Here is a 19,579-nt window from a genome sequence, read left to right as displayed (position 1 = left end):
TGAAGATAGATTGCCTTATAATTTGTCAGATTCATCAGAAGGTTTTTGCTGACGTTTCTGCCAGCTCGCCACGGTCTTATAACGCCAAATGGCCTTAAATGCCAAACCGCAAATAAGACTGGTGACTACGGCTAAAATCGTTAGCCCGATACAAAATGCAGCAAGTGATACTGTACCGCGATAAGTAATGAACGGATTGGCGCCGTTTGATAATGCCCATAAGCTAAAATCAGCAATCATTCTACCGATGAATCGCAAGCTAATCACAGGTGCATCAATGATTTTTGCGCCGATATAGTATCCAGCATAAAAGATGGGCAAGCTAGTGACTGGGTTGGTAATCCATGTCAAACCAAGCGCCATAGGAACATTGGCACGAAAAATAAGCGAGCCAATAAGTGCCAGTAACATCTGTCCTGGCAGCGGAAAAAATGCACTTAGTACACCGATATAGACGGCCTTATTTAGGCTGTGTCGATTGAAATGCCATAACCTTGGATCAGCCAAGTGCGGTGCAAACAGCTTTAAAGTGCGACTTTCTAAGATTTTCTCTGGTGTAGGAAGTAGGTCTTTTAGACGTTTTTGGGGCACAGGATCGCCTTTAATCATTAACTACAGTCTACTCAATGGTATTGAGAATCTGGTATAAAGTAATATATGGTGAGTAGGATAAAGGTTAGAACACACAGAATGGTGGTGTCAGATAGTTACCACCTAATACGTTACCTCAGTATAGGGTAATATAAATATAAATGCTATTGCATCGCGTGTCATTTGCTATAGTAAGTAACCATATTTGGCCGAATAATATTTAAGTCATCAAGCAAGGAGTGCTGGTGTACTGGTTGATTGGTAGTCTCATAATTATAGTTATGATGGGCGTATTGGCAGTCGCAGATAATGTGATAATGCCAACCGACTTATCTTTGCTAGATATGATTGATCCGTCCAATCTGTCTTTGGCGCTTATTGTATTTGCTAAGTTTCTGTTGGCTTCTGCTCAATTTAACATACCCTCGATAGACAGCCACAACGCTGATAGCAATACCTCTAACAACACATCTCGCCATACTAAACTTCCTTTCCGTATTATTAGACACTTGGTCTTAGCTTTGTTAGCGACTGCGTTAGTGATAGGCAGCGCACTGCAAGCTTTGGTTACTCATCAACAAGCAGAAACCACTGAAATTACCGCTCCAATACGAGTACAAGCACTCGTGCGTATCGAAGGGTTGAGCGACAGTGTTTATGATGCCACTACAGACAGCGGTTATAGACAAGTAGTAGTGATAACGAACATCGCTCCATTGGCCGTTGCGCTAACGCCCCAAGAGTTAGCAACCAAAACATCCGACTACTTAGAGGTGAATAAAAATAGCCTAAGCAGCAATTACGATGTTAGTTCCAATGAAGTTAATATCAGAGTCAGCGAACACCGAGTCTTACTTAACGCCTATCCAAGAAAGTCTGAAAATGATAATCAGCTTACATCCTTAAACGATTTGCAGCCCGGTGATGAGATATTCATGAGCCTAGCACTGGCGCCGTTAGCTACTTCTGAGCAAGCAGTCAATAACCCTACTGGCTTTGACAGTTATCGCTGGTTACGAGGTCGGCATATTGATGGCGTTGCAAATATTTTGGCCGTTAGCCCTACATTGGTAAATAGTAGCGAAATTAGCAATGAAATCAGCGATAAAAAATATTCGAAGCAGTCGCTAGACTCTGATTCATATCTTCAGCGCTTTCGTACTCGTATCGATCAGGGGCGTTGGCGATTACGACAGCATTTCTATCAAGACTGGTCAGCACAAACGACAGCAGAGCAACAAGCAAAAGCCGTGACATTAAGTCTTCTCACGGGTGATCGTAGCTTGATTAATCGTGATACTAAGGACTTATATCAACTGGCGGGTATCTCACATCTGCTCGCTATTTCAGGCACGCACGTACTGTTTTTGGCTATTGTATTGGCAGGCATAGTTGTACTGCTGTTTGATCGTAATTATTCAGCGATTTATCGTCGTATTCCGCGTTGGCAAGTGCGCTGGTGGGTAATGATTGGTGCTGCTTTTATTTATGCGCTATTTACTGGTTTTGACGTACCTGCTGCTCGTACGGCTTGGATGTTATTGGCGATTGGATTTATCAGACTAACATTGCTTCCTATTAGTACGACGCGCGTGCTATTGGCACTGGCTGTGTTGATGGCCTGGCATGACCCTTACGTATTGTGGCAGGCAGGTTACTGGCTATCTTTTATTGCAGTGGCGTTATTACTCAAGTATGACGATACGTCGTATCAGCATCAGACTACTGCTGCAACGACTGTACACGATAGTAAGCCACGTACTCATATCAATAACGCGCTATCTAACCGTGTTTGGCGAATGGTCAAGCATGTGTTTAAATTACAGTTTTGGCTGTTTCTTACTTTATTACCCGTTACGTTGCTTCTATTTGGTAAGGCATCGTTATGGGGCCTTTTCATCAATTTATTTGCTATCGGGCTATTTGGTTGGGTGATTGTACCGCTCAATTTATTAGCCGGGCTGTGTTATCTTTTGGTGCCGAGTATCGCTGATATTCTCTGGATGGTTATTAGTACGATAGTTGGTAACCTTCACGATTTGATGAGTTGGCTGACGTCATTGCCAGCGCTCTCAGATGCGTGGCTCTATACACCAGTTAATATCGCGATACTATCGATGGCTTTGCTAAGTGCATTGCCTTTGCTGCTACCACGAGGTTTACTCAGCCGTTGGTTGACGTTGCCACCATTAACGTTGCTGATGATGACGGTGTATGCCAATCAGCAGTCATTTGTCACGATGCCGACCCTATATATTTTGCCGACAGGTGATTCGTATATAACGGCGGCATTGCTACAATATCCTACCGTCAATGAAGACAGTACCAATTGGTTGTTCTTAGCTGATCATAGACCAGCCTCTACACGAACGATGCCAAGCAGCCTGACAGCAGACAATTTATCTGAAAATTTAAAGCAGCAACTGGGCCGTTTATCTGTCAATAAGTTAGAGAGCATTGTCGTGCAGAGTAGCAGTGTCGGCCTGACTGATACATTAATTCCTGACGATAAGAATATTGCTAATACCAAAAATTCTGAATTACTACCGATGATTGTTGCTCAATTAAATGACCGGTTAGCCATTAGCCAATATTGGCAAGCAGGACGCTCTGATCGTTGGTCTACATTTCAGCAAGCCTATAAAACAGTTAAGCAGTCTGTAGATACGCCTACTATCAGCACTCAGCGTTGTGAGCAAGGCAAAATATGGCAGTCGGCCAATGATGAGTTGTCAGTACAAGCCATCACTGGTTGGACCGAGATAGGTGATACCAGCGTTTGGGACTGTACGATTGCTCTTGATACTAATCTGCCTATACGAGTTCTGAGATACAATGCGGCAGATCCACTCAATTCGTTACCTGCCAATTCACCTGTTAGCCCTCAAGCACACATAGTCGCCAATCATTTAACTAGCAAACAGTCAGCGTCTTCCCAGTCGCGTTTGATTCTAGATACTGCTACTCATCAACGCGTTTGGCAAATGTGGTCATTACTATGTTCAGTTGAATCGAATAATGATGACATGCTATTCAAAAATACACGTTGGCTTGGTCATAGTACCTCGCAAATTACAGCTGATGCCATAAGTCGTCAAAGAGTCGATGAAGTTATAACCTATGATAATAAACCCTTAGACGCGGCATTATTGCTAAACAACTAAATCGCTAAATAACATTGATAGCACTCCCAATGCCGAAACTACTAACCCTCAAAAATAAGGCTTATATTATCAGTGTTACAATATAGTGATATTTCACAGTTATACTATTGAACCATTATCGAAATACCACCATACTTAGCAGCCTATTAATACAGGTCACAGATACTGTGAGACAGTATCAGTCAGGTATACACCACTGTTCTAGCTGTATTTCTCGACAACCTCATTTCATTGTTTTAGATTGTTTCTAACTTAGGAAGTTATATGCCCAACTGGCCACCAGACCCTAACAAACGTCCTGATAACTCGGCAAATCAGCCAACGCAACTGCAGCAACCAAGCCCGCCAAGTGGACAAGAATGGAAGGTGCTGGAAAACACGTTATTAGCGAGTGTGGTTGAGCAGCGCCGCGCTCGTCGCTGGAGTATCTTTTTTAAACTATTGACCTTTGGTTATATCTTATTGATATTTTTGACCCTTGGTCGTGGTTGCAGTAGCGCGCCAACAGGTATGGACGCAGTCGATACTAGCGATCCACATTTAGCAGTGGTTGAGCTGCAAGGCGTCATCAGTAATGACGATGTGGCTAATGCATATGATGTCAATGAAGCCTTGAGAGACGCTTTTGCAAACAGTAACTCAAAAGCAGTGGCCTTAGATATCAATTCACCTGGCGGTTCACCGGTACAGTCTGATGAGATTTGGCAGACCATGATGGACTTACGCCAAGAGTACCCAGACAAAAAGCTTTATGCGGTGATTGGTGATATCGGTGCGTCAGGTGCTTATTATATTGCGTCTGCCGCAGATGAGATTTATGTCAATCCTTCAAGTCTGGTCGGCTCTATCGGTGTCATTATGCCAAGTTACAATGTCAAAGGCCTAATGGACAAGGTCGGCGTAGAAGATCGTACTATCACTGCGGGTGAGTACAAAGACATCTTGAGTTTGTCGCGTCCATTGACTGACTACGAAGAAAAACATGTCGAAGGTGTGCTTGCTAATACGCACAAGCATTTCATCAATGCCGTCAAAGAAGGCCGCGGTGATCGCTTGAAAAATCCTGAACAAAACAAACTGTTCTCAGGGTTATTCTGGACAGGTGAGCAGTCTATTGAGCTAGGCCTAACAGACAAAACAGGTAGTATCACAAGTCTAAGTAAGCAACTAGATCTTGATACTATCATTAGCTATAGCCCAACTGATCCGTTCCAAATGTTTATGGACCGTTTTGCAGTGAAATTAGGTGCAGGTATTGGCTCTAGCGTGAGTCTTGATGGGTTTTTGCCCCAAGAAGAAGGTAATGCAAAAATGCGTTAAGCGTTTAATATTTTAGATATACTGTGTATGATTGTTGGGGCTGAGCATATAATTATGCTCAGCCTTAATTGTATATAGTGCTAAAAACTACCTTAATATGAAATACAGTTGAATTATTAAAAATAATATATAAACCATCCCACGAGAGCCTATTATGAGTGATGAAATCAATTTGCAGACCTTTGCTGCGCTACCTGTCTCCAAGATAACAAAAAAGCCTGTATTACATTTTGCCCATGCCAATGGCATGCCAAGTGCTGTCTATGAGCCGTTTTTTGCAGGATTGTCCGCATTTTTTACGATTGAATATATTGCCATGTTGGGTGATACGCCCGATTATCCAGTGGATAATCATTGGCGCAGTCTGACACAGCAGGTGATCGATAGCGTAAAAACCGCCTGCGAGAAGCATAGCGTCAGTCAGGTGGTGGGCGTGGGGCACTCACTTGGCGCCATGTGTACATTGCAAGCAGCGTACCGTGAGCCTAAGCTGTTTGCTCAAGTAGTGCTTATGGATCCGCCTTGGATCTATGGCAAAGTTAGCTTGTTATGGCATTTGGCAAAGACAGTAGATAAATTGCCTCTAACGAGTAAGCGTTTGATGGATAAATTGTCACCAGCGGGTATCTCTAAGCATCGCCGTGATGTGTGGGACAGCCGAGCAGAAGCGTACGAAAAAATGCGGCACAAAGGATTTTTCAAAAACTTTGATGAGCGCAGCTTCCAAGGATATATCGATCATGGCTTGCATGAGCGCGCGGATGGTAAAGTGACACTGGCCATTCCTAAAGCTAGTGAAGTGGAAGTATTCCGTACCAATCCTTCTTGGTATTGGTTGGCACCGAATCGTGGCCCCAAAGTGCCTGTTACCTTGATTATCGGTCAAGACAGTATCTTTTTAAAACGTCGGTTTCCCCAACAGATAAAGTCGCGCTTGGGTATCCCTTATGAGACTCATGAGGGTGGCCATATGTTCCCACTTGAGCACCCAGAGTCTGTATCGCAGCAGGTACTCGAACTGATTAAGCGGCAACTATCAAAATAAAAGCAACGCATCGTTATGTAGGCTTGTGTCTAATACAAGCTGACAGCGTATTTTTTAAGTGACATATATATGCCAAAAAACGTGATAGCTTTACCAGATATCGCAACCTCGCCTGAGCGTCCGCCGTTATTTTCACGCGTTGGTACATTTATGCTGACGGTAGGGATGGTGCTTACGTTTTTTATCAGTCAATTGGTAGGCGTCTATAGCGCTGGCAAGCTGGTATTACCTGCGACCAAAAATGCTTCGATGGGCGATATCTTCTTTTTTGGCAGTAACGATGGAACAGTCGTGAGCTTATCAATACTCATAGGCTGCGTGCTGCTGATGACAACCAGTGTTCTCATTATTCGTATAAAAGGCGGGGAATGGCGACAGTATTTAGCATTAAAGCCGTTTTCATTTACGGTAGGTATGGGCATGCTAGGATTGCTGTTGATATTTATGATAGTCAGTCAGGCGCTGACTTATATGCTGGACATGACGCCGCTGGTATTTGTAGATCCGTTGTATCAGTCTGTTAGTTCAGTGTGGCTGCTGGTCTTTGCAATGGTCGTGGTTGCACCTATTTACGAAGAAGTGGTTTTTCGTGGCATATTATGGTCAGCCATCAAAGAGCAGTTCACCGCACCGTCATACTCTGTGCATCACGGTGCGATAGTAGCAAGTATCGTGACCAGTTTGATATTTGCCACTATCCATGTGCAGTATGGCATTTATGAAATCAGTACTATTGTGGTTTTGGCATTCATATTTTGTTATGCACGTATCAAGTCAGGGTCGCTATTACTGCCAATCGTACTACATATCGTTAATAATGGCGCAGCGATGTGGCAGTATCTTGCGCAAGCGGCGTAGATAACATGCTAGCCACGACAATGGCTAGCATGTGAATTCTATCAAGCCAGTTATATCAGCATTTAGCTATGCGTCAGGATTTAACAATAATACTTCATCGGCTGCTCGTTTAATGTCATCGAGCGTTAGCTGAGGTTTGCCGCTCAATGCTTGCCGCCATTTGCGTGCACCCATCAACCCTTGAAACAATCCTAGATAATGTCGTGTCATCGTAGGTAGTGCTTCGCCTTTGGCGATTTGTTCTTGTAGATAAGGGTAGAGCTGCTCTAAAATCTCTGAGCGCTTAGGTATCGCGTCGGGTGCTGCCTCGTTCCATAAGCTATTGGCTTCTGCTAATAGATACGGGTTGTGATAAAACGCCCGACCAATCATCACGCCATCGATATGTTGCAAATGCATTTTTATGTCTTCAATGGTATCAATACCGCCATTGATCTCGATATCGAGTTCAGGAAAGTCTTGTTTTAGACGATAGACATCCTCGTAGCGTAGCGGTGGTATCTCGCGGTTTTGCTTAGGACTCAGCCCTTGTAGCCATGCGGTACGCGCATGAACGATAAAACGCGTACAGCCAGCTGCTGCAACAGTCTGCACAAAATCTACCATAAACTCGTAACTGTCAAAATCATCGATACCGATACGGTGTTTGACCGTCACGGGGATATCGACTGCAGCTTGCATGTGCTTGACCAAGTCAGCCACCGTTTTTGGCTCTGCCATTAGACAGGCACCTATCTTGTTGTGTTGCACACGATCAGAAGGGCAACCAACATTGATATTGACTTCATCATAGCCGTATTGCTGAGCAAATTCGGCGCATTGTGTCATCTCACTGATATCTGCTCCGCCAAGCTGCAATACCAGTGGATGCTCAAGTGTGTCAAAGCGTAGGTGCCGTGCGCGGTTACCGTGTATCAATGCACCGGTGCTAATCATTTCGGTATACAGGTACGTGTGCGGGTTAAATAGTCGTGCAAAATAACGATAGTCTGTCGTTGTCCAATCAATCATTGGCGCAACTGAGAGGCGTTTGTTGGTCATATCAACCATGGTTATCAAGCCTTAATATCTGTGTCTTAAATAATGGATAAGGTGCAATGGATGAGATATCCCATTGCACCTTATTTTCAAGATTTTCTAGAGCTTCAAGCGTTATGCGAAGCGGCGATTGACTATCTTACTTATACAATAACGTGGTCAATCTTTTTGAATTCGGGCAAATTATAAAAATACAGCCCCATGATAATACCGATAAAGCCAATAAAGGCAATGTATAGTGCTGGTGAAAAGCTTACTAAAGTTGTGGCATAACCAAGACCAAAAGGTATCAGTACACCAACGATACCGTAGGTCACATTATAACAAAAAGAGATACCTGTGAGACGCACGTTGGTTGGAAACAATTGCACCAAGATAGCAGGAACCATACCGACAATACCAGCACAGAATCCCAAAAGCGCATACATAATCAATATATAGTCGCCACCCGCCTGCAGATGATAAAAGAACGCCAGTGTTTGAGCGATAAGTAGAACAGAGCCAACGACCAAAATTTTACCAAAGTTCTCATGGGTTGAGATAATCCCATAAAAGACACAGCCAAGAATCATAAATACGATGCCCAAGCTATGAGAAAAGCTAAACAAATCACTGTCTAAAGTAAAGTTGATTTCTATTAGTTCTGGCAGTAGTAGGACAATGACAGAGGTGATACTAGATATCACTATAGTCAGTACCATACTGACAAAGATAGAGTGTTTGCAGCGCTTGAATAATACCGTAAATGGTCTACCTAGATTCTTACCAGTTTTTGGCTTATCTAACGCCAAGAAAAACGGAGTTTCTTTAACCAATCGCCATACCAACAATGGCAGACAGGTTAGTAAGGCGCCAACAAAAAACGGCAAACGCCAGCCATAATCAGTCAGCTGTACGGTGGTCATAAAGTCAGTCAGCCACAGAAAAAACGCATTAGAGAACAGTACACCTACCAAAAAGCTAGCCGTAACGTAGCTACAAGCCACTGACAAATACTGCCGAGGGACATGCTCCGCCACAAATACCCAAGATAGCGGTGCGTAAAGACCAAATGCCATACCTTGTATGATTCTCAGCAATATGAATAACGCAGGTGCAAGCGCACCCCACTGCGCATAAGTAGGCAGACACGCCATTGCGAGCAAGCTACCTGCCGTAACGATTATGCTCAGGAAAAAGGTCGGCTTTCGACCTTTGAGATCACCATAACGCCCGAACAGAATACCACCAAATGGCCGAGCCAAGTAACCAATGACAAACAGCCCCATTCCTTGCAGCTTAGCAACCGTAGGATCGTTATTAGCGGGGAAAATAGCAGCTGAGACAATGTCTGCAATGTACAAATAAATCAAGAAATCAAAAAAGATTACAGCGCTGATAAAGCTTACGAATATGACTGTATTTTTGTCTTTTTTAGACATCAGGGCGTATTGAGAACGAGTCGGCATAATAGATCACGCATCCACGGAGTAAAGTGGTCATTAAGACGATCATCGTTTAGATAATCGGCCATGATAAAAACCGGCAAATCAAAGTATATAAACAATGATTCGCCGAAACAGTAATTTTGTGTATTGTAATAAGAACTTTGATTACAGGATTTGGCTTTTAACAAAAGCAAAACTGCACATCCTGCAATTTTAGGGACTATTTAGAAAAGAGTTTACATATTACAGTAGCCAGTCAATGGGTAACCAAGACATAATAGTAAGCCAGATATGATCACTCATATCGACCCGTGGCTCTGACTCGTAAACGACTTCTTTGCCATCTTCCATGGTGTGCCACTCCAAGCTACCGTTGTCTAGCAGCTTAACTTCATAAGCTTGGTTTAGTAAATCATCACTCAGCGCCCCGTGCAGCTGTCTTGCCAACTCATCATCATTGATGATGACACCCATTTCAGTATTGATATTGGCAGAGCGAGGGTCAACGTTGTAGGAGCCGATAAACACTTGATAGTCGTCTACCGCAAACGTTTTTGCATGTAGGCTGGTTGATGACTGACTGCGTGCACGCCAGAGTTTATTGTCACGTTTTTCTTCAGCTGCCGTTGATTTTAGCTCGTATATTTTTACGCCTGACCGCAGCAGGCTAGGGCGCCATTGACTATAACCAGAATGAACAGCGGTCACGTCGGTTGCATCAAATGAGTTGGTTAATATTTTGATATCAACGCCAGATTCGGCGAGCTTCACCAAAGTATCGACCCCATCTTTGGTCGGTACAAAATAAGAAGAAATAATCGTCAATTTCTTAGTTGGGCTACCAAGCAAGTTACGCAGTTGATGCACTAAGTTGGTCTCAGATGAGACGCTTTTGGACAGCTTGCCAACATCGTCACTCAAAAACTGCATGTCTGTCCAACGAAACGGCACGCGTTTGTTGATCAGATCAGTGTCTATCGTCGAGTCTTTGATGGCGGCTTTATAAACCGTCAAGCTACTGCCTTCGTTATTTTCCTCATCTATACCCAGCTTGTCTAATGCCTTTAAAAAATCAGGCGTGACGTCATCATCAAATTTTGCTAAGGTCTCGATATCAAATGATAAAGGCGATGACCAATAGTCATAAAAACTGTTATCAATATCTGTGACGACTTTACCAATCAGTAAGACATCCAAATCTGCAAACTGGCTGCTTTGGTCATTACTAAGGTATTCGTTGCCGATGTTACGCCCGCCGATGATAGTAATCTGCTTATCAAAGGTCATGCTCTTATTGTGCATGCGGCGATTAATACGCGGCAAACCAGTCACATAGTTCAACGTCGGAAACTTACGATGCATCAAAGGGTTGATGATGCGCACCGCAATGTTAGGATGGCTAGCAAAACGTAATAAATGCTGGTCAAACTTGGCACTATTATTAAAATCATCTAACAATAAGCGCACGATCACGCCGCGTTCAGCTGCGTCCCATAAGTCTTTTAATAGAAGCTGGCCAGCCTGATCGTTATGCCAAATATAGTACTGTGCATCAATATTGCGCGTGGCCATATCTGTCAAGATGCTACGAGCAGCAAAAGCATTCGCTCCGGTTACGATTGGGTGATAACCAGACAAGTCAGGATGAATATCGTTCTGCGCACTAATAGCAGAGACCAAATCAGTACTGCTGGTCTTAATCGGCTCACCTTGCGTCGTTTGCTTATCTGAATATAGCGCCTCTACACGCGCTGATAGTGCTTGGCTTTCCGGTAAATGTGGCTGCTTGGGCAAACTCTGGCAAGCGCTAAGACCTAAAGTCAGTCCTAGGGTTAGGCTCAACGATAAGCTGCTTGGTTCTATACTGAACATCGACATAACGAATTTACCTTAATGAGCCTAAATGTACTGATAAATAATGATTCTAAGTGTTGAAAGCACTCTTTTTAGATGAACTACCAGACTGTTGTTGTATTACATGTGGCAAAATCTAAATCGTCGCTAAGCTTAGCAGCTGTTGTGATATCTGCCTATTATAAATACGTTATTTTTGTTAGATTTAGCGCACGAAATCATTGTTTTTTAAGTAGTGTTTAATTATATATGTGGCAGATTTTAAGCATTAAAATTGATACATGTTTGGTATTCGAAAATAATATTTAGTGGCCATTTGAAACCAGCTGTGCGGAATAAGTCGACATGATATGATAACGCTGATGAATTCGGTCGATAATCAGAAGAATAAGCAGTCATTTTATTTCAATTAAAAGACCAACCAATAAAATACTAATCAATAAAATACCAACCAAAGTAACGGAACGTTTATGAGTCAGTCGCAAAACCATGATGAGAATAGTTTGAACAAGTTAGATCCAAACTGGCGCAACGATGCCTTAGATTTAGGGCTTGATTATGGCATGCAGACCATCGCAGTGCGGGCAGGTCAACATCGTACAGACGAAGGCGAGCATTCAGAGCCTATTTTTACCACCAGCTCTTACGTTTATCGTTCAGCCGCTGATGCCGCTGCTCATTTTGACGGTACAAAAACAGGCAATGTTTACTCTCGCCATACTAATCCAAGTGTACGTACTTTTGAGCGTCGCTTGGCTGCATTAGAAAACGGTGAACGCGCGGTTGCGACGGCCTCTGGTATGGGCGCTATTTTGACCATGTGCTTGGCATACCTAAAAGCGGGTGACCATTTGCTAGCGGCCAACCAGTTATTTGGCTCATCTATCGGTCTATTCAACAACTATATGGCCAAGTTTGGTGTTGAAGTCAGCTACGTGGATTGCTTCGACAATGAGGCATGGGCCAATGCGGTTCAACCAAATACCAAGGTGATTTATTGCGAAAGCCCAAGTAATCCATTGGCGCAGATTTGTGATATCGGTTATTTGAGTCAGCTATGTAAAGCCAATGACATATTACTCGTCGTTGACAACTGCTTTGCAACGCCAGCATTGCAGCGCCCGCTAGACTTGGGTGCGGATGTGGTCATTCACTCTGCAACTAAATATTTAGATGGTCAAGGTCGAGTACTTGGCGGTGCGCTAGTTGGTAGCGACAAGCTCATGCAAGAAGCCTTTACCGTGGTACGTTCAGGCGGTATTAGTATGAGCCCATTTAACGCTTGGGTATTTACCAAAGGGCTTGAGACACTCAAATTACGTATGCAAGCGCATTGCCAAAATGCCAATCAAGTGGCAGAATTTTTGGTCAATCATCCTAATGTCAGTACCGTACACTTTTCAGGCTTGAGTGATCATCCTGCACACGAGCTTGCCACACGTCAGCATCATATGAAAGATGGCTATGGTGCTATCATGGGTTTTGAAGTCAAGGCATCTGATAGCCGTGATACCAAAGAAGCGGCGTGGCATGTGATTGATTCAACACAAATGGTCTCTATCACCAATAACTTGGGCGATGCCAAAACCACGATTACTCATCCTGCAACCACCACGCATTTCCGTCTAACTGCTGAGGCTCGTGCCGAAGCTGGTGTCAAAGACGGTCTGATTCGTCTATCGGTTGGTCTGGAAGATGTAGAAGATATTATCAAAGACTTGGCACGTGGTTTAGACAGTTTGTAAAGATAACGGTATAATCTGCACTAACGCATTGCATTAACTTTACGTTGTTAATTATTCATTACTATACGCACTAGCATAAAATACAAACCATAAATAACAAAACATAAATAACAAAAGAGGCAACTATGAACATTCAAGCATTGATGCAACAAGCACAAACGATGCAAAAGAAAGTAGAAGCAAACGTTGAAAACGCTAAGAAAGAACTTGCTAATAAAGAAGTACAAGCAGAAGCGGGCAGTGGCTTAGTTAAAGTAACGATGACTGGTCGTCATGTGGTTAAGCGTTTGACTATTGATCCAAGTCTGCTAGAAGATGAGCCAGATATGATTGAAGATCTTATCGCTGCTGCTATTAATGATGCGGTTCGTCAAGCAGATGCACTATATGAAGAAACGATGGCTGGCGCGACTTCAGGTATGGGTCTGCCACCAGGTATGCAAGGCATGTTTTAAGCATTAAATATTTCATACTAAAGACAAAAATGGGGTTGTTATCGATACGATACGACCCCATTTTTATAGCTACGATTTATAAATTCAGTTAGATAAAGTCAACTAAAGGAAGCTACTTTGCTTACAGCCAAATTTGATCAGCTGGTCAAACAGCTGCGTATATTGCCAGGCGTCGGTCAAAAAAGTGCCCAACGAATGGCGCTACATCTGCTCAGTAAAAAACGCCCACAAGGCATGGCACTCGCCCAAGCACTAGATGAAGCCATGCGTGATATTGTTGAATGTCAGCGTTGTCATAGCTTTAGTGATGAGGCTGTATGTCCGCTTTGCCAAGATGTTAGACGTGATGACAGTCTGCTATGCGTGGTCGAGACAGCAGCAGATGTGATGGCGATTGAGCAGACAGCTGGTTACCGTGGTCGTTATTTTGTGTTGGGCGGGCATCTATCACCAATTGACGGTGTCAGCGCAGACGACTTAAATATCGATCAGCTGGTATGGCGAGTGAAGCAAGAACCTGTCGAAGAGCTGATACTGGCAACAGGTACGACTGTCGAAGGGCAGACTACTGCGCACTTTATTAGTGAAGCTGTCAGTCGTCATGTCAATAAAGTGACGCGTTTAGCACAAGGTGTGCCGATGGGCGGCGAGCTTGAGTATCTGGATAGTATGACGCTTGGTCAAGCCATGCAAAATCGTTCTTTTTTATAATGTTTTGATTGCTTCAAAGTCTTACCCAATTCATTTCTTGGAATTGCTATAATTACTTTATTATTGTTTATCTTTTAATTTTATTAAGGCGCGGTTTAGCGTTTTATTTTCTCCTATTAATGCAGGTATCTGCCCGTGTCCAATAACGTTTCAAACGCCTCAGCTCAATCAAATGCTTCTGATATCAATGATGGCTCATTACAAGAACCCGCTAATATTGAGCCAATGTCAGCAGCCACTTCATCTGAGTCAGCTACTAATACTCCAGATGCTGAGGTGCTAGATATTGATGCACTGTTGGATATTGCCGATGACGTTGCTATTACTTGGGTACGTAAGCAAGGCGATTTAGATGAGGTTATCGATGCCTTAGCGACTTGCGGACGCGTAGCCTTAGATACTGAGTTTATCAAGCGTGACACTTATTATCCGCGCTTGGCACTTGTGCAATTAAATACTGGCGATCATGTTTATTTGCTGGATGCACCCCAGTTACAAATGGCTGAACTGTGGGAAGCGCTACGCAAAGTAGATGTGGCTATCTGGCATGCTTGCGGCGAAGATTTGGGCATTTTTTATCTGTTGTCTGGCTGCCCACCGTTGACCAATATCTTCGATACGCAAATTGCATTGTCTTATCTAACGGGTCAATTGCAAATGGGGTATCAGCAGGCACTGGCCGATCAGCTAGATATGCATATCGATAAAGAACATAGTCAGTCTGATTGGCTCCAGCGTCCGTTGACAGATGAGCAAGAGCAATATGCCATCGACGATGTGCGTTATTTGCCAGCGCTATATCTCAGTATCGAACATGCGCTTAAGGCTCAAGGGTTGTATGATTATGTTTGGGCCGACTGTCAGCTCTATGCCAGTGATTTGTATGACACGCAGCACGTCGAAGATGAAGCGATGTATTTAACGATGGCAGATTACCGCTATAACTCGCAGCAAATGGCGATACTCAAAGGTGTGGCTACGTGGCGAGAAGAGCTGGCTCGTGCGACCAATCAACCGCGTACCTTTGTGATAAAAAAACAAGCAGTACGAGAGATTGTCACTGAAAAGCCAAACAGCATGCGAGAGCTGGCACATAAAACAACCATGCACCGTAGTATGCTGCGACTATATGGCGAAGAGCTGCTGAAAGTAATCAGAGATGCCAAAAGTCTACCGCCTACAGAGCATCCAGAATGTCTAGTGCCACCATATCGCTCAAAAAATAAAGTATTATCAAAAGCAGTGCAGCAAGCGATTGATGAGCATGCGCGCGAAATCGGTATACCTGCCAGTGTATTGATGCGTAAAAAATGGCTAGGGCAATTGTATGAAGTGGTTGCTCTTGATAAAGATGTGAGCGAACTGCCACAAGGGCTAAAAGGTTGGCGTAACGACTGGGTTATTAAAACCTTAATTCCAGTCATCAAAAAGCATAAAACTGAACTGCAGCAGGGCATGGGTATTCGTGTTCAATAAAACAGCGTTTAATAAGACTGAAAACTGACACTCAAATATTCATACAGCTCTTAGCGTTTAAATCGTCCATGCTCTAAAAAGTATCGAGTCTGCTCGGCGACCTCTGGGTTCACTAGCATGCCAGTATGTGAGACTGGCATAATGATATGATCAGCTGCAGACTCTATCCTCGTCTCTTCTATATATACTGTCCCGTCATGTGCAAGTTGCTCGTTAAGAGGTGGCTTGTCAGATTTGCGCATTTTGCGATTATGATATTGCAAAAACAGCTGACCTAGACCATACGGGCGGTTGCCAGCGATGACACCTAGCGTCACGTGTTTGGGCAATGGCGCGACTGTGCCGTCCAGTGCGTCGACATACGAGCGACCTACGACAGCAGGAGTCAATCGCCAGATATAATCTGCACACACACTGCCTCTATGCGGTGTTCCTAGAGTCACGCAACGTCCAATTTTCCATTTTGGATACTGAGCGACAAAATCACGAATGATCAAACCACCTAAACTATGCCCAACCAAATCTATAGGATGATCTGGGTGATGGTTTGTTTCTAGCCAGCTATTTAGGCGAGCGCTATTGGTTTTGATACCATCACGCATACTACGGTAGCCATACTGATGGGTATCAAATCCTGCTGCTTGCAGGCGCTTGGCTAATGGTCGCATGATCCATGGGGTTTGGTGTAGCCCGTGAATTAGAATGACGCGAGTTTTTTGTTTAGGCGCTTTATGTTGCATAGCAGTGTCCAATGGTTGCTTCAGAAATTTAAGATAAATAGCTTATTATCAATATAAGCTTTTATTACATTGAGTTCTTATCGTTTATTTTATTGATAATATTACCTGCTAACGTAATAGATAAAAAGTCAGACAAATAAAAACCTCCAAGTCAGCTGCTGACTTGGAGGTTTTTTACTACAGAGAATAACTATCAAAAATGATAATTACATATAGTTTTCGATACTTGGGCAAGAGCACATTAGGTTCTTATCACCATAAGCATCATCGACACGAGCGACACTTGGCCAGAACTTGTTTGCACGGATGTACGGCAGTGGGAATGCAGCAGTCTCACGGCTGTAAGGATGCGTCCACTCTTCGCCAGTAATCATAGCAGCCGTATGCGGTGCATTGACTAATGGGTTGTCTTCTAGCGTCCAGTTATCTTCACCAGCTTTGGCTTTCATGGCTTCAGCTTTGATAGATTTTAGCGCACTGATAAAGCGATCCAACTCTTCTTTTGACTCAGACTCTGTTGGCTCAATCATAAGCGTACCAGCGACTGGGAAGCTCATCGTTGGCGAATGGAAACCATAATCCATCAAGCGCTTAGCGATATCGCTTTCCGTGATGCCAGTTTCTTCTTTTAACGGACGAATATCGATGATACATTCGTGAGCCACACGGCCGTTTTTGCCAGCATATAGGACAGGGTAGTGACCTTTTAATTCGGCTGCCACATAGTTTGCGTTCAACAATGCTAATTCAGTGGCTTTTAATAGACCATCGCGGCCCATCATAGCAATATACATCCATGAGATAGGCAAGATGCTCGCTGAACCATAAGGTGCTGCTGATACTGCTGAGCAGTCTTTTTGTGCATTATGTACAGGACTCAAGGTATGGTTGGCCATAAACGTTGCCAAATGCGCCTTCATACCGATAGGACCCATGCCTGGACCACCGCCGCCATGCGGGATGCAGAAGGTTTTATGCAAGTTCATGTGTAATACATCAGCACCAACGTCTGCAGGTTGCATCATGCCTACCTGAGCATTCATGTTGGCGCCATCCATATAGACCTGACCACCATGCTTGTGAGTCAAATCACAGATATGACGGATGCCTTCTTCAAACACGCCATGAGTCGATGGGTACGTGATCATTAAAGCGCCCAAACGCTCGCTATGCTCTTCACACTTGGCGGTTAAATCATCGATATCAACGTTGCCGTTTTCATCGGTTTTGACCACGACGACTTTCATACCCATCATCATGGCGGTAGCAGGGTTGGTACCGTGCGCTGACTGAGGAATCAAGCACACATCACGATTGGTCTCGCCCAATGACTCATGATAACGGCGAATCGCGAGCAGACCAGCATATTCACCAGAGGCACCAGAGTTTGGCTGCATAGAGACATCATCAAAACCAGTAATGGCTTTTAATTGATCTTGCAAGCTATCGATCATCGCGATATAGCCAGTAACTTGATCACGTGGTGCAAAAGGATGCACGTTGGCAAACTCAGGCCAAGTAATCGGTAGCATCTCACTGGTGGCGTTTAGCTTCATGGTACAGCTACCCAGTGAAATCATGCTGCGGTTCATCGCTAGATCTTTGTCTTCAAGCGACTTTAGGTAGCGTAGCATTTCGTGCTCGGTATGATGCGAGTTGAATACTGGATGAGTCAAAATGTCATCCGTACGCAAGTGTGCGCTATCTAGAGAGACGCGAGCGGTTTCAGGTAGATCGTGTGACTTGTTGACGAATAGCTGAGTCAACGTGTTGAAATCTTGCTGATCGCTGGTTTCACTAAAGGCAACGCTTAATTTGGTGTCGCTTAGACGCCATAAGTTATAGCCAACGTTGTCTGCATTTTTAAAGATTTGAGTAGCAAGCTTCTCTGAACCACAATCAACGACGACTGTATCGAAGAATTGATCATGTACCACGCTCAAGCTGCTGTCATTAGATTCTGTGATAGCATCAGCAAACGCAGTGGCAAACGCATGAATACGAGTGGCAATACGCTTCACGCCGCCTGGACCATGGTATACCGCGTACATACCAGCGAGGTTAGCTAGTAATACTTGTGAGGTGCAGATGTTTGAGTTGGCTTTTTCGCGGCGGATATGCTGCTCACGCGTTTGTAGAGCCATACGTAATGCAGTATTGCCTTGTGCATCTTTTGATACGCCAATGATACGACCAGGTGCTGAACGCTTGGCTTTATCAGAAAACGCAAAGTAAGCGGCATGTGGACCACCGAAGCCCATTGGTATACCAAAGCGCTGCGTACTACCTAGCGCTACGTCAGCACCCATATCGGCTGGTGATTTCAATAACACCAAGCTCATGATGTCACTGACAACACTGACGTAAGTTTTGTTTTCTTTTACGGCCGCGATGACGTCTGTTAAGTCTTTAACGTCACCTTCAGCACCGACATACTGGAATAGCGCACCAAAATAATCGCCTGATTTAGCCGTGTCAAAATCACCAACGACCACTTCCCAACCAAAGTATTTAGCACGAGTATTGATAACATCTAGCGTTTGCGGATAGACACGCTCGTCGACGAAATACTGCGTTGATTTGCTTTTGCTCACACGCTTTGACATCGCCATCGCTTCTGCCGCTGCTGTTGCTTCATCAAGCAATGACGCACCAGCCAGCTCAAGACCTGTTAGATCAATACATACTTGTTGGAAGTTCAGCAATGCTTCTAGACGACCTTGAGCGATTTCAGCTTGATAAGGGGTATAGGCGGTATACCAGCCTGGATTTTCAAGGACGTTGCGCTGAATGACGGCAGGCATACGAACCGGAGAGTAGCCTTGACCGATATAGCTTTTGTTAACAGTGATGTCATCTGCCATCGTGCGTAGTTTGGCAAGTGCCGCATGCTCACTCATCGCCACTGGCAAATCCAGCTCTTTGTGCAGACGTACTGGCTCAGGCACAGTGTCATTGATAAAGCTTTGCATATCTTTATAACCAACAGCGCTGAGTAGGTCAGCTTGCTTGGTTTCGTTCGAACCTAAGTGGCGATAGACAAATTCAGCTTCGTTGAACAATCCTTGAAAGGTATCAAACGATGGGTTTTGAGAGATAGTCATGACAATCCTTGGTTAAGGGAGTAATAAACAAAATAGCAATTAAGGGAATAA

14 protein-coding genes are annotated in these 19,579 nt (G+C 44.0%); 8 read left to right on the top strand and 6 right to left on the bottom strand.

Going from position 1 to position 19,579, the window contains the following annotated elements; translation table 11 throughout:
• Positions 1-15: 15 nt before the first annotated feature.
• Positions 16-591: a DUF2062 domain-containing protein gene (locus CXF69_RS01865; protein ID WP_227522947.1), complete on the bottom strand. Its 576-nt coding sequence runs from the start codon at positions 589-591 to the stop codon at positions 16-18.
• Positions 592-836: 245 nt separating this feature from the next.
• Between CXF69_RS01865 and CXF69_RS01860 the strand changes: the two genes are divergently transcribed.
• The 4 genes from CXF69_RS01860 to CXF69_RS01845 all read left to right on the top strand — a co-directional run bounded on the left by CXF69_RS01860 (position 837) and on the right by CXF69_RS01845 (position 6,978).
• Positions 837-3,755, top strand: coding sequence for a ComEC/Rec2 family competence protein (locus tag CXF69_RS01860; protein ID WP_227522946.1), 2,919 nt, complete (start codon positions 837-839; stop codon positions 3,753-3,755).
• 264 nt (positions 3,756-4,019) lie between these two features.
• Positions 4,020-5,075: a signal peptide peptidase SppA gene (gene sppA / locus CXF69_RS01855; protein WP_101205706.1), complete on the top strand. Its 1,056-nt coding sequence runs from the start codon at positions 4,020-4,022 to the stop codon at positions 5,073-5,075.
• A 154-nt stretch (positions 5,076-5,229) separates the two neighbouring features.
• Positions 5,230-6,120, top strand: coding sequence for an alpha/beta fold hydrolase (locus CXF69_RS01850; RefSeq protein ID WP_101205705.1), 891 nt, complete (start codon positions 5,230-5,232; stop codon positions 6,118-6,120).
• A 69-nt stretch (positions 6,121-6,189) separates the two neighbouring features.
• Positions 6,190-6,978, top strand: a complete 789-nt coding sequence (locus tag CXF69_RS01845; protein WP_227522945.1) for a CPBP family intramembrane glutamic endopeptidase — start codon at positions 6,190-6,192, stop codon at positions 6,976-6,978.
• A 66-nt stretch (positions 6,979-7,044) separates the two neighbouring features.
• Here CXF69_RS01845 and dusA read toward each other — a convergent pair whose 3' ends face one another.
• The 3 genes from dusA to CXF69_RS01830 all read right to left on the bottom strand — a co-directional run bounded on the left by dusA (position 7,045) and on the right by CXF69_RS01830 (position 11,321).
• Positions 7,045-8,028 (bottom strand): tRNA dihydrouridine(20/20a) synthase DusA, encoded by a 984-nt coding sequence (dusA, locus tag CXF69_RS01840; protein ID WP_101205704.1) that lies wholly within the window; start codon positions 8,026-8,028, stop codon positions 7,045-7,047.
• Between the two features lie 131 nt (positions 8,029-8,159).
• Positions 8,160-9,464, bottom strand: coding sequence for an MFS transporter (locus CXF69_RS01835; protein WP_101205703.1), 1,305 nt, complete (start codon positions 9,462-9,464; stop codon positions 8,160-8,162).
• Positions 9,465-9,686: 222 nt separating this feature from the next.
• The gene (locus CXF69_RS01830; protein WP_102078287.1) at positions 9,687-11,321 is read right to left on the bottom strand and encodes a phospholipase D family protein; all 1,635 of its coding nucleotides are present in this window, start codon (positions 11,319-11,321) and stop codon (positions 9,687-9,689) included.
• A gap of 446 nt (positions 11,322-11,767) precedes the next feature.
• On the opposite strand from CXF69_RS01830, the gene CXF69_RS01825 reads away from it, so the two are divergent.
• The 4 genes from CXF69_RS01825 (at position 11,768) to CXF69_RS01810 (ending at position 15,684) form a co-directional block, all read left to right on the top strand.
• Positions 11,768-13,042, top strand: a complete 1,275-nt coding sequence (locus tag CXF69_RS01825) for an O-succinylhomoserine sulfhydrylase (RefSeq protein WP_101205701.1) — start codon at positions 11,768-11,770, stop codon at positions 13,040-13,042.
• Between the two features lie 125 nt (positions 13,043-13,167).
• Complete coding sequence (locus tag CXF69_RS01820) at positions 13,168-13,497, top strand: YbaB/EbfC family nucleoid-associated protein (protein ID WP_045445429.1); 330 nt, start codon at positions 13,168-13,170, stop codon at positions 13,495-13,497.
• A 117-nt stretch (positions 13,498-13,614) separates the two neighbouring features.
• The gene (gene recR / locus CXF69_RS01815; protein WP_057760773.1) at positions 13,615-14,208 is read left to right on the top strand and encodes a recombination mediator RecR; all 594 of its coding nucleotides are present in this window, start codon (positions 13,615-13,617) and stop codon (positions 14,206-14,208) included.
• 135 nt (positions 14,209-14,343) lie between these two features.
• Entirely contained in the window at positions 14,344-15,684 is a 1,341-nt protein-coding gene (locus tag CXF69_RS01810) for a ribonuclease D (protein ID WP_227511144.1), read from the top strand.
• Positions 15,685-15,734: 50 nt separating this feature from the next.
• Here the strand turns inward: CXF69_RS01810 and CXF69_RS01805 are convergent, their stop codons facing one another.
• Positions 15,735-16,424 carry an esterase/lipase family protein gene (locus CXF69_RS01805; RefSeq protein WP_057760771.1) on the bottom strand — a complete coding sequence of 230 codons (690 nt, stop codon included), beginning with the start codon at positions 16,422-16,424 and terminating at the stop codon, positions 15,735-15,737.
• Positions 16,425-16,630: 206 nt separating this feature from the next.
• A complete protein-coding gene (gene gcvP / locus CXF69_RS01800; protein WP_101205700.1) occupies positions 16,631-19,528 on the bottom strand; it encodes an aminomethyl-transferring glycine dehydrogenase in 2,898 nt (965 codons plus the stop codon).
• Positions 19,529-19,579: the final 51 nt, after the last annotated feature.

Origin of the sequence: Psychrobacter sp. Choline-02u-9 (assembly GCF_002836505.1) — a bacterium.
In the GTDB taxonomy this organism is placed as follows: domain Bacteria; phylum Pseudomonadota; class Gammaproteobacteria; order Pseudomonadales; family Moraxellaceae; genus Psychrobacter.
This window is presented reverse-complemented; position numbering and strand designations above follow the sequence as displayed.

Coding starts and splice junctions, on each gene's coding strand:
- sppA (WP_101205706.1), top strand. CDS start 4,020: ATGCCCAACTGGCCACCAGACCCTAACAAACGTCCTGATAACTCGGCA.
- CXF69_RS01850 (WP_101205705.1), top strand. CDS start 5,230: ATGAGTGATGAAATCAATTTGCAGACCTTTGCTGCGCTACCTGTCTCC.
- CXF69_RS01845 (WP_227522945.1), top strand. CDS start 6,190: ATGCCAAAAAACGTGATAGCTTTACCAGATATCGCAACCTCGCCTGAG.
- dusA (WP_101205704.1), bottom strand. CDS start 8,028: ATGGTTGATATGACCAACAAACGCCTCTCAGTTGCGCCAATGATTGAT.
- CXF69_RS01835 (WP_101205703.1), bottom strand. CDS start 9,464: ATGCCGACTCGTTCTCAATACGCCCTGATGTCTAAAAAAGACAAAAAT.
- CXF69_RS01830 (WP_102078287.1), bottom strand. CDS start 11,321: ATGTCGATGTTCAGTATAGAACCAAGCAGCTTATCGTTGAGCCTAACC.
- CXF69_RS01825 (WP_101205701.1), top strand. CDS start 11,768: ATGAGTCAGTCGCAAAACCATGATGAGAATAGTTTGAACAAGTTAGAT.
- CXF69_RS01820 (WP_045445429.1), top strand. CDS start 13,168: ATGAACATTCAAGCATTGATGCAACAAGCACAAACGATGCAAAAGAAA.
- CXF69_RS01805 (WP_057760771.1), bottom strand. CDS start 16,424: ATGCAACATAAAGCGCCTAAACAAAAAACTCGCGTCATTCTAATTCAC.
- gcvP (WP_101205700.1), bottom strand. CDS start 19,528: ATGACTATCTCTCAAAACCCATCGTTTGATACCTTTCAAGGATTGTTC.